Source organism: Spirosoma harenae, assembly GCF_054776975.1.
Genome location: NZ_BAAHBD010000039.1, coordinates 56,327 through 70,070, shown reverse-complemented (window position 1 = coordinate 70,070; position 13,744 = coordinate 56,327). Strand labels below are relative to the sequence as shown.

Annotated in this window: 11 protein-coding genes; 7 read left to right on the top strand and 4 right to left on the bottom strand. The window is 47.3% G+C overall.

Annotated elements, in window-relative coordinates; genetic code table 11:
- Positions 1–6 precede the first annotated feature (6 nt).
- The gene (locus ACYVE4_RS30200) at positions 7–225 is read left to right on the top strand and encodes a M28 family peptidase (RefSeq protein WP_461044148.1); all 219 of its coding nucleotides are present in this window, start codon (positions 7–9) and stop codon (positions 223–225) included.
- A 10-nt stretch (positions 226–235) separates the two neighbouring features.
- Here the strand turns inward: ACYVE4_RS30200 and panC are convergent, their stop codons facing one another.
- Complete coding sequence (gene panC / locus ACYVE4_RS30195; protein WP_461044147.1) at positions 236–1,075, bottom strand: pantoate--beta-alanine ligase; 840 nt, start codon at positions 1,073–1,075, stop codon at positions 236–238.
- A gap of 136 nt (positions 1,076–1,211) precedes the next feature.
- Between panC and ACYVE4_RS30190 the strand changes: the two genes are divergently transcribed.
- The 4 genes from ACYVE4_RS30190 to ACYVE4_RS30175 all read left to right on the top strand — a co-directional run bounded on the left by ACYVE4_RS30190 (position 1,212) and on the right by ACYVE4_RS30175 (position 4,806).
- Positions 1,212–2,012 (top strand): glycogen/starch synthase, encoded by an 801-nt coding sequence (locus ACYVE4_RS30190; protein WP_461044146.1) that lies wholly within the window; start codon positions 1,212–1,214, stop codon positions 2,010–2,012.
- Positions 2,013–2,199: 187 nt separating this feature from the next.
- Positions 2,200–4,038, top strand: a complete 1,839-nt coding sequence (glmS, locus tag ACYVE4_RS30185; protein WP_461044145.1) for a glutamine--fructose-6-phosphate transaminase (isomerizing) — start codon at positions 2,200–2,202, stop codon at positions 4,036–4,038.
- A 136-nt stretch (positions 4,039–4,174) separates the two neighbouring features.
- Entirely contained in the window at positions 4,175–4,411 is a 237-nt protein-coding gene (locus ACYVE4_RS30180) for a type II toxin-antitoxin system Phd/YefM family antitoxin (protein ID WP_461044144.1), read from the top strand.
- Positions 4,408–4,806, top strand: coding sequence for a type II toxin-antitoxin system VapC family toxin (locus ACYVE4_RS30175; protein ID WP_461044143.1), 399 nt, complete (start codon positions 4,408–4,410; stop codon positions 4,804–4,806). The genes ACYVE4_RS30180 and ACYVE4_RS30175 overlap by 4 nt, the downstream gene beginning before the upstream one ends.
- 100 nt (positions 4,807–4,906) lie before the next feature.
- Here the strand turns inward: ACYVE4_RS30175 and ACYVE4_RS30170 are convergent, their stop codons facing one another.
- The gene (locus ACYVE4_RS30170) at positions 4,907–5,272 is read right to left on the bottom strand and encodes a hypothetical protein (protein ID WP_461044142.1); all 366 of its coding nucleotides are present in this window, start codon (positions 5,270–5,272) and stop codon (positions 4,907–4,909) included.
- Positions 5,273–5,363: 91 nt separating this feature from the next.
- The gene (locus ACYVE4_RS30165) at positions 5,364–7,622 is read right to left on the bottom strand and encodes an FG-GAP-like repeat-containing protein (protein WP_461044141.1); all 2,259 of its coding nucleotides are present in this window, start codon (positions 7,620–7,622) and stop codon (positions 5,364–5,366) included.
- A 90-nt stretch (positions 7,623–7,712) separates the two neighbouring features.
- Between ACYVE4_RS30165 and ACYVE4_RS30160 the strand changes: the two genes are divergently transcribed.
- Positions 7,713–9,044: a UDP-N-acetylmuramoyl-tripeptide--D-alanyl-D-alanine ligase gene (locus ACYVE4_RS30160; RefSeq protein WP_461044290.1), complete on the top strand. Its 1,332-nt coding sequence runs from the start codon at positions 7,713–7,715 to the stop codon at positions 9,042–9,044.
- A gap of 272 nt (positions 9,045–9,316) precedes the next feature.
- Positions 9,317–12,067, top strand: a complete 2,751-nt coding sequence (locus ACYVE4_RS30155; protein WP_461044140.1) for an NHL domain-containing protein — start codon at positions 9,317–9,319, stop codon at positions 12,065–12,067.
- A 15-nt stretch (positions 12,068–12,082) separates the two neighbouring features.
- Here ACYVE4_RS30155 and ACYVE4_RS30150 read toward each other — a convergent pair whose 3' ends face one another.
- Positions 12,083–13,561: a xylulokinase gene (locus tag ACYVE4_RS30150; protein ID WP_461044139.1), complete on the bottom strand. Its 1,479-nt coding sequence runs from the start codon at positions 13,559–13,561 to the stop codon at positions 12,083–12,085.
- Between the last annotated feature and the right edge of the window lie 183 nt (positions 13,562–13,744).

Here is a 13,744-nt window from a genome sequence, read left to right as displayed (position 1 = left end):
ATGGATATGATACTGAAAATGATCCTAAAGGCTATTTTTCCCCGGTCCGACCACTACAATTTTGCGAAAACTGGAATCCCGGTCCTATTTTTTACAAATGGTGAGCATCCGGATTACCATCAGCCTTCCGATACTGCTAAACGAATAGCCTACGATATCCTTCAGAAACGGGCAACGTTGGTATTCCAAACGGCCTGGCTATTAGCGAATGAAACGCCTAAATAAAAGAGTTTACTCAAAATACCAGATTATCAATCAGCCTGACTTTGCCTAAATGGGCGGCCAGGCAAATAGCGGTTTGACCAGGTGCTAGTACCTCCTGAACCGACTGCAAGGTATCGGCATTGACTACATCAACGTATTCTAATCGGAAAGCCGGGTAATTGGCAAAGAAATCCAGGACGGCTTCCTGCGCCTGTAGGGCTGATTTTCCTTGATTGAGCAAGTCACGAGCCATTGTTAATGCCTGAAACAAGGCGGGAGCCTGTTGTCGTTCGTCGGGTGTCAGGTTGCGGTTGCGAGACGACATCGCTAGACCATCATCTTCGCGTAGGGTTGGACAGCGGATAAGTTCAATCGGGAAACTGAGGTCGTGAATGAGTCGGCGGATGACGGCTACCTGTTGTAAATCTTTCTGGCCGAAATACGCCCGATCCGGCTGAACGATGTTGAACAGTTTGGAAACCACAATGCCGACGCCGTTGAAATGGCCCGGTCGGAATGCACCCTCCAGTATCGTTTCCAGTTCGCCAAAATTGATCTTTAGCAACGGTTGTTGCGGATACATTTCCTCAACCGAAGGCGCAAATACAACATCGCAACCTGCTGATTCGAGTTTCTTGCAGTCTTCGTCGAGTGTTCTTGGATAACGGGCCAGATCGTCGGGATTATTGAATTGAACAGGATTAACGAAGATGCTGCTGACGACCACATCATTTTCGCGACGAGCGGCTTCAATTAGCGCTAAATGGCCTTCGTGTAGGGCTCCCATAGTGGGAACGAAGCCAATCGTTTGCTCAATACGTACCTTCTGTAAGTGCTGACGGATGGCTTCTGCCTTGTCGAATCGGTTCATAACGTTCCTGTTTTTTCAGGGTGCAATGATACACGATTCGTCTATTTTTTGCGGGAAAATGTATTGAAATATGGGAAAAATTTGTTTAATTTTGCAAGTTTTTTGGTTCTCTCAAATAGCACACGCTTCCCTACTTATGAGCAAATTACGCATCCTGTACGTCGCCAGCGAAATCAATCCTTTCTTAAAAACGTCTGATGTTGCTGACTTCGTCCGCAAACTGCCGCAAGCCATGCAGGAGCGAGGGATGGAAATCCGGATTCTGGTGCCGCGCTTCGGGTTAATTAACGAGCGCAAAAATCGGTTGCATGAAGTAGTACGGTTGTCGGGTATCAATATTGCCGTCGGTGACGACGAAAAGCCGCTCATTATTAAAGTGGCTTCTATACCAACGGCGAAATTGCAGGTGTATTTTATTGATAACGAAGATTATTTCCAACGGAAATACGTCTTCCATGACAAAGAAAATCGCTTCTACGACGACAACGACGAACGGGCTATTTTCTTCTGCAAAGGGGTTTTAGAAACCGTTAAGAAACTTGGCTGGGCGCCCGACATCGTGCATTGCAACGACTGGATGACCGCCCTGATCCCGCTTTATCTGAAAACGACCTACAAAAACGACCCAATGTTTAAAGACACGAAGTCAGTTTTTACGGTCTATAACAATTCATTCGAACACCGCTTTGAGGGCGACATCATCGAAAAAGCCCGCATGATGGATATTGACGATGAAATGCTGGCTGAGTTAAAAACGGCTGATTTCAACGGATTTATTCGGATTGGTTCGGCTTATGCTGATGCCGTTGTACGGGCTGAAGAAGAATCAAGCGAAAGCCTGAATGCGATCCTGAACGACCTGCCAGAGCATAAGTTCGACGAAGATGAAGATGTAACCGACCGCTATTACAATCTCTATACGCAGTTGGCGGGATAATTGATTGGTGTTTCTGGTACGTCCAGGACTTCTCATCGCAAGGCATCGTTTTTAGAAACATGACTAAATCGAGTTAGCAAAAAGCCGGACAATCCGGCTTTTTGCATTTACTTTACTTTTGAACCGATTATTTATCGCCCTTAACAAAATCGATAATAATTAACAACTGTCTAACTGTTAGCTAATTATGTGTGGGATTGTAGCGTATGTGGGTCACCGTGAAGCGTGTCCATTGGTCATAAAAGGGTTGAAGCGTTTGGAATACCGGGGGTACGATAGCGCTGGTGTGGCGCTGATGAATGGACATGGTCTGAGAGTATATAAGAAAAAAGGGAAGGTTGTTGCACTGGAGCAGGAACTAGCCGGTAAGGATACCCATGCAACGATTGGTATGGGGCATACACGATGGGCTACCCACGGCGAACCCAACGACGTAAATGCGCACCCGCATTACTCGTTTCACCGAAAACTGGCCATTATTCATAATGGTATCATTGAGAACTACGCGGCTATTAAACAGGCGCTTCTCAAAAAAGGACATACGTTCACCAGCGAAACCGATACGGAAGTACTAGGGCAGTTTATTGAAGACATTTGGGAAAATAACGGTGGCTCGCTGGAAGAAGCTGTTCGACTGGCATTGCAGGAAGTGGTTGGGGCTTATGCGATCGTTATCATGAACGAAGCCGATCCAACGCAATTGATTGCTGCCCGGAAAGGCTCTCCATTGGTGATTGGTGTTGGGGAAAACGAATTCTTTCTGGCTTCGGATGCAACACCGATTGTTGAGTACACCAAAGATGTGATTTACCTGAACGATTACGAAATCGCGGTGATTAAGGACGGTGCGCTGAAAGTCGTTACGCTCGATAACACGACTACAACGCCCTATGTCCATAAAATTGAACTGGAACTCGAAGCCATCGAAAAGGGTGGGTTCGACCACTTCATGCTCAAGGAAATTTTCGAGCAACCCCGCTCCATTGCTGATTCCATGCGCGGGCGTGTTCAGACCGACGCGGGTACGTTGCAGCTAGGTGGGTTACGTGATTATCTGGATAAACTGGCGAAATCGAAGCGGATTGTCATTGTCGGTTGTGGTACGTCTTGGCATGCCGGACTGGTCGCTGAGTATATTTTTGAAGAACTGGCCCGAATCCCGGTGGAGGTTGAATACGCGTCGGAATTCCGGTATCGAAACCCGATTATTAAAGAAGGAGATATCGTGATTGCTATCTCGCAATCGGGCGAAACGGCGGATACGTTGGCCGCGATCGAACTGGCAAAATCGAAAGGAGCGACCATTTTTGGCGTTTGCAACGTAGTTGGTTCGTCTATCGCGCGGGCTACGGATGCCGGGGCTTATACACACGCAGGGCCGGAAATTGGGGTGGCGAGTACCAAAGCATTTACAGCACAGGTAACCGTATTGACACTGATGGCCTTGGCTGCGGCCAAACGCAAAGGCACGATTTCGGATTCGTTATTCCGTCAACTGCTGGCCGAGATGGAAAGCATTCCGGCGAAAGTGGAAAAAGTATTACAGGCCGCCGATAAGATTAAAGAAATCGCCTACATCTTCACCTACGCCCGTAACTTTATTTACCTGGGTCGTGGTCTGAACTTCCCGGTGGCACTGGAAGGTGCGTTAAAATTGAAGGAAATCAGCTACATCCATGCGGAGGGATATCCAGCCGCCGAAATGAAACACGGCCCAATTGCGCTCATCGACGAAGATATGCCGGTCGTAGTGATTGCGACGAAAGATTCGTCATACGAAAAAGTCGTATCGAATATCCAAGAGGTGAAAGCGCGTAAAGGCCGCGTCATTGCCATCACAACCGAGGGCGATACACACTTGCCAGGCATGGTCGATTTCACCATCGAAATTCCAAAAGTACACGAAGTTCTGATGCCGCTGGTATCGGTCGTGCCCTTGCAGTTGCTGGCTTACGACATCGCCGTCATGCGTGGCCGCAATGTTGACCAGCCTCGTAATTTAGCTAAATCGGTAACAGTGGAATAGGAGAGAATATGTGCAAAAAACAGCCATACTGGTGATTGTAAATCACGTCAATATGATTGTTTTTTTGCACTATTAATAGGCTATAACTTGACAACTTGTCAAGAAAAATATAGCTTTGATCAAAGCAAAATAAAGTATGAGAACAATGACTGTTGGGGATTTGAAATCCCGGTTTTCAGAGGTGATTCAGGAGGTAAAGGCAGGTGAAGAAATTGCAGTTGCTTTCGGAAAAAAGAAGGAAATTGTAGCCTATTTAATTCCGAAATCGGCTCGAAAAACCGAAAAACGTCAACTAGGAATTTTAGCGAAAAAAGGGAAAGTGACGTTCGCAGATGATTTCAAGATGACAGAAGAGGAATTTCTAGGATTATGACTTATTTGCTTGATACGCATACATTGATTTGGGCAATCACGAATCCGAAGAAACTATCCAGCGTAGTGAAAACTATTCTTGAAAATCCTGATAATGACATAATTGTCAGCGCTATAAGCTTTTGGGAAATATCACTTAAGCAGGGTATTCGAAGAGTAACCTTAGAGGGATTAGAACCCAACGACTTTCGGAAAGCAGCTATCCAAATCGGATTTCATGTGCTTGATTTAGATGGTGAAACGGCAGCATCCTATCACCATCTTTCTGCTACATATCATCGCGATCCATTCGACAGAATGTTAATCTGCCAGGCTATTCAGCACAGTTACTGTCTTGTTAGTAAAGATGAAAAGGTGCTGAAATATGCCAGTGAAGGGTTAGCTGTCATCTGGTGATTATCCACTAAATAAGCAGGCTATTCATTGCTAAAGTAGACGATTGAATACGAAAACGGGGCAAGTCGAATCCACTTCGTTGTCTCTGGATAGGAAACCACTAATACCGTTCGTTGCCTTCGTCTTCTTCCTCAGCAAGCTCAATAATCTGCTCGTCAATTTCATCATCTGATAAGTCATCGTCCGATAGATCATCTGGAAATTCGTCTTCTTCCTCATCGTTCGAAACCTGGTCCGTTGCATGACGAGCCGTAGCTGTATCGGTGTGGAGAACCGTATCTGAGGCTTCCTGATCTCCAGAATTCCATTCGTCAGGCTGGTTATTGACGCCCAGACCTGTATATACTTCGATATCGCCACTCTCATCATTTGCAGGAATATCATTATGCTGTGGCGACAGGCCCTTCATCGAATTGCCAAACGTTTGGTCAGGGCTTTGTTGATCGGCGTTGCTTGTATTTTCCATAGCTATTTGTAAGTAATCGTTGGTTAGGGCACTGGCTAGGATTGGCCCGAATGTTATTGACTAACTACAAACTGCGAAAAGAGTTTGGCAACTATTTCCAGACCACTACTTTCTGTACCTGTACCGGTCGGTTGGCACTACTTAGACGAAGCAGGTAAGTGCCGTCGGGTAGGTTACCTAAATCGAGTACAGTATCCGCATCGGCAGACACAGGTTGGCTGGGTAACATAGCTTGCCCAGATAACGAAAGTAACTCAGCCTGACCGGCATACGGCGGACGAATCGTTATGTATCGATCCGTTGGATTTGGAAATACCCACGGAGCCGTAGGTTCTTCCGATACACCCGTAACTACTATTTTCTGAGACGTATTTTTTAGATAGCGTAATCCACCAGAAATACTGCCCAACATCAGATCAGGCAGTTGATCACCATCCAAATCGGCGGCAGCCGCAATTAACCCTTTGCCAGGTATTCCTATTGAGGCCAGTGTATCAATCAGCGTAAATGCCTGACTGGCTTGATCTGGAAACTGGTACACGCGTACGGTACCGTTATCAGCCGCTGCTATCAGTTCGTTCTTATGATCACCGTTCAAATCCGCTACGACCAACGAACGGGCCTTTGCGTAGATATAATCGTCAGTAGTAATTCCACCAAAGTACTGATTCTGAAGTTGAAACGTAGGATTAGTCGCTGTGCCAGTATTCCGGTAATATTGAATGGTGCCGTAGCTAAACGTACTGATTAACAAATCAGGCTTGCCATCCCGATCTACGTCGGTGACCGTCAGCAAATCACTTGGCCCCATAATGGATTTGTTGGGCCACAGGGTGGCACCTGCCAGATTATATTGTACAGCCGCTCCTTTAGCCGCGCTATTGAACAGCACACGAATTTCGACTGCGCTAGCGCTTACGCCAGTAAACACCAGATCGATACTGCCATTTCCATCAACATCTGTAAACGAAGGGACAATATTTTTCAGATTGAGCGATTTACTAATGCCCAAATAATCCGTCGTAACGAGAACAAAAGCGGGATTCTGAATGGTGCCTCTATTCTCAAATTGCCATATTCCAGCCCGATACGCACTGCCTAATCCAACTCCGCCAAAACCGACCAGCAAATCCATGTCGCCATCGCCATCCAGATCAGCCAAAGCAGGAGCGGCCCGTTCGCCTAAATCCAGCATATCGCTTTGCAGGAAATCTTTCTGAACAAGCTGGAATGCAGGTTTCTGTGTTGTGCCTGTGTTTTTATAGAACCAGCCCGATGCTCGAAAATCGAATGCGTAACCCTCATTGAGCGTCACATTCGGCGAAGCCAGCAAATCTTTCTGCCCGTCGCCATCGACATCTTCCCAGAACGTAGCCGGAAAAGCGGGAAACAGGATGGGGTTTGCTGCGGGAAACAGACTGTCGTAGCTGGTAAAATTAGCTTTATCGTTGTTGGGACCTGCATTTCGCAAACGGGCAATATTTTCGCAACTCACAAAGCCAAACAGTAAATCTTTGTTGCCATCTCCGTCGGTATCGACCACCGTCAGTGTATTGCCTGTATGGGCAGGTCTGGCTCCACTCGGAATAACAGTGGTTTGTTTGGCCGCAACTCTTCCTCCTGATCCGTCATCGCAGGTGAAGCCAAACGTAAAATCGTTACAGAATTCTTTGCGAAAATGGCCCCAGCATAATCCGCCGGTACGCGTGAAATCCAGCCCTTTGGTTCCGGTTTTCTCCACGCTCATGTTTTGCTGATAGGCTAAAATATTACCATCCGAATCGAACGTAATAATGTCGACATCGCCATCATCGTCGTAATCCGTAATCGCTGGAATATCGACACTGGCCACGTATATGGGAATGAGCAGTCCGCTCAATCCTATCGTTTTTAGTGGATCGGCAGCTACTTTGAAGACAACCTGGCCGTTTTGCGATTCGTTGTGAAGCACTTTTACTCCCCCCGAACTAGAAGTAAACAGGTCTTTCTTCCCGTCGCCGTCATAATCGACCAGGAACAGCCAACTGTATAAAACGGATGGGAAAGCCGCTTCGTATTCAGGCGCGTAACGCCAAACAGTACCACTACCCGTTGGATTATCGATAGCGACGAACGTATTGACCTTGCTGGTTGATCGATCGAATACGACCAGATCATCGCGATTATCACCGTTCAGACGCATGGTTGAGTATTGCGTGGCATTGAGTCCACCCACCCAGGGATTTAACAAGGTTTTCCCGTTTACCGTAACGGCTGGGCTTTGATCGTACCGAAACCCGATTTTTCCACCCGACTGAGCATAGCTGAAAAAGGGAAAGGTCAAAAAACAAAGCGTAAATAGCTTTTTCATCTAATTTTGGGCCTTTGTGAATTGTTTCTGTTAAACAGAATGACAATTCACTCACAACAACGAACGAATTCTCTATTTACGTCTATCGGCATGCTGTCAACCGAAGAACTCTATCATAAATTTTTGGAATGTACGGGCGTGTCGACCGATACGCGTCGAATTACCCCCGGTTGCCTGTTTGTGGCGCTGAAAGGAGATAAGTTTGATGGCAATCAATTTGCTGAACAGGCATTGGCAGCCGGTGCCCGTTATGCGTTGGTTGATGACGCTGGGGTGGCTACCCGCGAGAAAAACGTTGGGTCATGTTTACTCGTTGCCGATACGTTGCTTGCGTTGCAGGATTTAGCTCGGCACCATCGGCAAACATTCACCTTTCCTGTAATCGGACTGACTGGTTCAAATGGCAAAACAACAACGAAAGAACTGATTGCAGCCGTATTGTCGAAGAAGTACCGAACCTATGCGACTATTGGTAACCTGAACAACCACATTGGCGTACCGCTGACGTTGCTGGCGATGAATGAGCAATATGAAATGGCGGTGGTTGAAATGGGGGCAAATCACCAGAAAGAAATTGAACTGCTTTGCTCGATAGCCCAGCCAACGCATGGGTTGATCACAAATGTCGGGAAAGCACACTTGGAAGGGTTCGGTGGATTCGAAGGGGTGAAAAAAGGAAAGGGTGAATTGTATGATTATCTGGCGCTTAATGGGCGAACCGTCTTCATCAATTCCCGTGATAAAATTCTGACAGCTCTGTATCGCGAACGACTGAAAACTCACCGATCGGAAGCTACGTTTGCTGAAGCTATATTCTACCCTGCTGTAGAACCGGATAACAGTCCGATTGAATTACTTCAGGAATCGCCCGTTGTCATGTATCGCGATAATACGGGCCAGGAAATAACGACGCATTTACCCGGTCGTTACAATTTCGACAATATGCTGGCGGCACTGGCTATCGGCGATTATTTCGGCGTTTCGCCTGACGAAGCGAATCGCGCTATTGCAGATTATAACCCGACCAATAACCGCTCACAAGTGGTCTATAAAGGCAGCAATACAGTTTTGTTGGACGCCTATAATGCTAATCCAAGTTCAATGGCAGCTGCGATTCGTCAGTTTGCAGCTATGCCCGCAACCCGTAAGGCCGTGATTTTGGGGGATATGTACGAACTTGGTAGCGAGAGCGAAGCTGAACATGCTGCTTTGGGAAAACTGATTGCCGAGGGAAAATTCGATCTGGTTATTCTGGCCGGAAAAGACATGAAATATGCGCTGGCAGCGCTTCCGAAAGCCTATTATTTCCCGGATAAATTCTCGCTGCACAATTGGCTGATGGATAACCCTACAACGGATACGTATTTCCTTGTTAAAGGTTCGCGTGGCATGAGTCTTGAGTCTGTCGTGCCGTTTATTTAGCCTTTTATGTATATGATTAAAATCCCTGGAGCTGTGTCTTCGCAGCTCCAGGGAGCAACTTGTCTGTCTAATAAACAAAGCATTCACTCCTACTAATAGCTCCATTAAATAAGAATAGTATTTCTATTCCTATTAATTCAATTGACTAGCTATATAAAGGCTCAATTTTTGCTTATATAAATATATAACTTCCTCTGTATTAGTATTTTGTTGTACAGATAACTGCTAATTGACATAGCCGTATCTGGATCGTGTATTCTCTGAGAAATGCTATGACTTTACTTCGCTCTGCCTATAAACTTCCTATACGCATCCTATGCGCCATTTTAGTGGTTTTAGGAGTTCTCATGTCGAGCAAACTTATCGCTCAAACTATCTCGACGGTGGCAGGTTCTTCCTTGAAAGGAGATGGTAGATTGGCTACTGGCGCTAACCTGAATAATCCGGCTGGCACAGCAATTGATGGGGCCGGAAATCTATACATTGCTGATCAAAGTAATCATAAGATCCGAAAGGTATCAACGTCGGGAATAATAACCACCGTAGCTGGTATAGGCGTTTATGGGTTTAGTGGAGATGGATTTGCGGCCACATCGGCTAATCTGGCCAGCCCGCAAGGCATCGCGTTGGATGGGAGTGGGAATCTGTATATCGCTGATTCAGAAAACCATCGCGTTCGTAAAGTGTCAGCCTCGGGAATTATTAGTACGGTGGCAGGTGACGGCAATGCGAGTTTTAGTGGCGATGGGGGAGCGGCTACGGCTGCCAGCCTGAAAAAACCGACTGGTGTAGCTGTTGACGGAAGTGGAAACTTGTATATCGCCGATTCGGAAAATCATCGTATTCGGAAAGTTGCTGGAGGAATTATCACAACAATAGTCGGTAGCGGAACGGCGAGTTTTAGTGGCGATGGCGGATTGTCGACAACGGCTACGCTGAATAAACCTGTTAGTGTGACGGTGGATGGGAGCGGGAATCTGTACATTGCCGATCTGGAAAATCACCGTATTCGCAAAGTAGTCATATCAACCGGAATCATTACAACTGTCGCTGGTAACGGAACCGCAGATTTTAGTGGCGATGGGGGCGTGGCTACGGCTGCCAGTTTACATAATCCAAGGGGCGTAACGGTGGATGGAGTTGGTAATCTGTATATTGCGGATCAAAGTAACCACCGGATTCGTATGGTCTCTGGTGGTATTATCAGTACGGTAGCGGGGAATGGTACACCAAATTTCACGGGTGATGGAGGGGCTGCTACGGCTGCCACTTTATATTCACCTGCTGGGCTGATTCTGGACGCGGGCGGCAATCTGTATATCGCCGATCAAAGCAATTATCGTATCCGCAAAGTGTCGGCGGGAACGATCAGTACGATCGCCGGAAATGGTACCGAAAGTTATGGCGGTGATGGGGGGGCTGCTACGTCTGCGAGTATATTCAGTCCTTTTGGCGTGGTGGTGGACGGAGGCAATAATCTATACATTGCTGATCAACGGAATCATCGAATTCGCAAAGTGTCGGCAGGCATCATTACAACGGTGGCTGGCAATGGTACGTATGGATTTTTTGGCGATGATGGTCCTGCAACTTCAGCTAATCTAGCCAATCCTGCGGGTTTGGCCCTGGACGGTGCCGGGAATCTCTACCTTGCTGATCAGAGTAACCATCGCATTCGGAAAGTGTCTACCTCCGGAACCATTACAACTGTTGCTGGTGATGGGAACGCTACTTTTGGTGGCGATGGCGGGTTAGCAACAACGGCCAGTCTGAATCTCCCGGCGAGTGTAGCGGTTGATGGGGCCGGGAATCTCTATATCGCCGATGCCATGAACAATCGCATCCGAAAAGTGTCAACGAGTGGCATTATTACAACGGTGGTTGGTACTGGTTCGGCTGGATTTAGCGGAGATGGAGGAGTGGCAACGGCTGCGGATATATTTTACCCATCCAGCATTGCCATTGATGGAGCCGGTAATTTGTATTTTGCTGATCAGGGTAATAATCGAATTCGCAAAGTCTCGACTTCGGGTATTATTACGACGGTTGTCGGGAATGGTACGCAGGGATTCGGTGGGGATGGAGGACTTGCTACAGCGGCTAACCTAAATAATGCCGGTGGTATAGCACTGGATGAAATTGGTAATTTGTACATTGTCGATCAGGATAATAATCGCATCCGTATCGTATCGACTTCGGGTATCATTACTACGCTGGCAGGTACAGGGAGTCCGGGGTTTAGTGGTGATGGGGGCCCTGCATCCGCGGCTACGATAGCAAATCCTATCCACGTAGCGGTAGATATCAACCGAAACGTTTACATCACGGATGCCGATAATAATCGCGTTCGAAAAGTACTCGGCCCGCCTATTGTACGCATCAGCTCTTCTAATCCAACTGCGGTCTGCTCGGCAAGTACGTTTAGCCTGACGGCTACGCCTGCCAATTTTACCCCATCTTCGTATAGCTGGGTTAGTCAACCAACCGGATTAACAGCTACGGGCGCTACACCAACCTTTGCCGCTCCCACGGTCAACACGCCAACGGTATATACACTAACGGTCACAGCTACAAATGGTATGGCAAGCCCAACGGCCAGTGTTACGTTAACGATTAATCCAACACCTGCCGCCAGCCTGAATATTACGGCGACTCCCAGCCTGACCGTCACAGGTGGGCAATCGAATACACTCACGGCGTCGGGGGCAACTACGTACGTCTGGTCTACTAGTGCCACGAGTTCATCCATCGTTATTACGAAGGCTGGCGTTTATTCCGTTACGGGCACTTCACTAGGTTGTTCGGCGCAGAAAAGCATCACCATTTATGGGAATATTGCCAGTGTACAGGATGGAAATTGGTCGAGCGCAAGTACCTGGAATTGTAGTTGTGTTCCTACAATTTATGATACCGTCACACTCTCGGTAGGCCATCACGTTACAGTAAGCCAAACTGTTCGGGCAAAGTTTCTCAAACAGTTTGGCACGTTATTGTTTAATTCGGGTGGTCAGATTTTGTTCTAACGAGTTGTGTACGAGCTATTTTGATAAAGCTGCGAGCCATCGCTCATAAGCATTGCGATAGGCTTCCTGTGCACGCATATCAGGTTCGATGGTACGCACAACATTCAAGCCGAAAAAGGCTTCGGTAGGCGTTTTATAATAACCTAATCCTATTCCGGCACCGCGAGCAGCTCCCTGGGCACCATCTGTGTTGTAAAGCTCAATCGATGCGCCCGTCAGATTGGCGAGCGTATCCCGGAAAAGTGGACTTAGAAACATATTAGCTTCTCCCGCCCGAATGGTTTGCAGGCCAACACCAACGGTTTCCATAATCTGAATCCCATAATATAGAGCAAATACGATTCCTTCCTGCGCGGCCCGAATGAAATGAGGCAAACCGTGACGCGTCAGTTGCAGCCCATGAAACGATGCTCCTAAATCTGCATTTTCGAGAATACGTTCAGCTCCATTTCCGAACGGTAGGCAGACCAATCCATCTGCGCCAACAGGGGATTCGTGGGCCAATACATTCATCTCGTCATATCCAATGGATCGTTGTAGAATCTGATTCCGAAGCCAGCTGTTTAAAATACCAGTGCCATTTACACACATCAGTACCCCATAACGTGGTTTATCGGCCGTATGATTAACATGTAAGAATGTATTGACCCGAGATTTTGGATCGTAACTAGCCTGATCGCTTACGCCATAAACAACCCCCGATGTACCAGCCGTAGTGGCAATCTGCCCTGGCTCCAATACATTGAGCGAGAAGGCATTATTGGGTTGATCGCCCGAACGATACGTAACTGGTGTTCCTGCTGCGAGACCAAGTTCAGCTGCCGCAGCGGCCATCAGTTCACCCTGAGGAGCAAAAGTTGGTTTTATGTTCGCAATCAATGACGAGTTGAAACCAAAATAATCCAGTAGAAACTGGGCGGGCTGATTCGCCTGAAAATCCCAGAATACGCCTTCCGACAGTCCTGAGGCCGTCGTCACGATCTCGCCAGTCATACGAGCGGCCAGATAATCGCCGGGGAGCATGAACTTGTCTACCTGTGCGTAAACGCCGGGTTCATTCGCTTTCACCCAGGCTAGTTTGGCTGCCGTAAAGTTGCCGGGCGAATTTAGCAGGTGGTGCAGCGTATGTTCATGACCAAGCGAATCAAAGGCTGCATTGCCGTATGGGACCGCCCGGCTATCGCACCAGATAATGGATGGACGCAGTACGTTGAAATCTTTGTCGACAACCACCAGCCCGTGCATCTGATACGAAATACCAATGGCTTTGACTTCTTCAGGCTTGATGGCTGCCTGCTTCATCACAGCTTTGCTAGCCAGACAGGCATTTTGCCACCAGATTTCAGGTTGTTGTTCGGCGAAACCCGGTTGAGGGGCCTCGATGACCATTTCGGGTTGAGGAAAAAACGCAGAAGCAATGACATTGCCGCTATCGGCATCTACTAAACAAGCTTTGACAGATGAGCTGCCGAGGTCGAATCCAAGAAAATACATGCGGTTACTGGCGTTAAGGAATCCGTTGCGAAAGTACAACGGGAACCGGATACTTTACCAAGATAATAATGGGCATCAATTGTTGACTTAATGCGCTCTTTGTTTTTTAGTAGTTTATTTATTGGTAAAAGTATACTTTTTTGCTGAGAGGAATAAGACCTGCTTTAGAAAATATATTCGATT

Bases quoted from the DNA above. Each gene is read 5' to 3' on its own strand.
- ACYVE4_RS30150 (WP_461044139.1), bottom strand. From the start codon at position 13,561: ATGTATTTTCTTGGATTCGACCTCGGCAGCTCATCTGTCAAAGCTTGT.
- ACYVE4_RS30160 (WP_461044290.1), top strand. From the start codon at position 7,713: ATGCTGTCAACCGAAGAACTCTATCATAAATTTTTGGAATGTACGGGC.
- ACYVE4_RS30175 (WP_461044143.1), top strand. From the start codon at position 4,408: ATGACTTATTTGCTTGATACGCATACATTGATTTGGGCAATCACGAAT.
- ACYVE4_RS30200 (WP_461044148.1), top strand. From the start codon at position 7: ATGATACTGAAAATGATCCTAAAGGCTATTTTTCCCCGGTCCGACCAC.
- ACYVE4_RS30155 (WP_461044140.1), top strand. From the start codon at position 9,317: ATGACTTTACTTCGCTCTGCCTATAAACTTCCTATACGCATCCTATGC.
- ACYVE4_RS30170 (WP_461044142.1), bottom strand. From the start codon at position 5,272: ATGGAAAATACAAGCAACGCCGATCAACAAAGCCCTGACCAAACGTTT.
- ACYVE4_RS30180 (WP_461044144.1), top strand. From the start codon at position 4,175: ATGAGAACAATGACTGTTGGGGATTTGAAATCCCGGTTTTCAGAGGTG.
- ACYVE4_RS30190 (WP_461044146.1), top strand. From the start codon at position 1,212: ATGAGCAAATTACGCATCCTGTACGTCGCCAGCGAAATCAATCCTTTC.
- ACYVE4_RS30165 (WP_461044141.1), bottom strand. From the start codon at position 7,622: ATGAAAAAGCTATTTACGCTTTGTTTTTTGACCTTTCCCTTTTTCAGC.
- panC (WP_461044147.1), bottom strand. From the start codon at position 1,075: ATGAACCGATTCGACAAGGCAGAAGCCATCCGTCAGCACTTACAGAAG.
- glmS (WP_461044145.1), top strand. From the start codon at position 2,200: ATGTGTGGGATTGTAGCGTATGTGGGTCACCGTGAAGCGTGTCCATTG.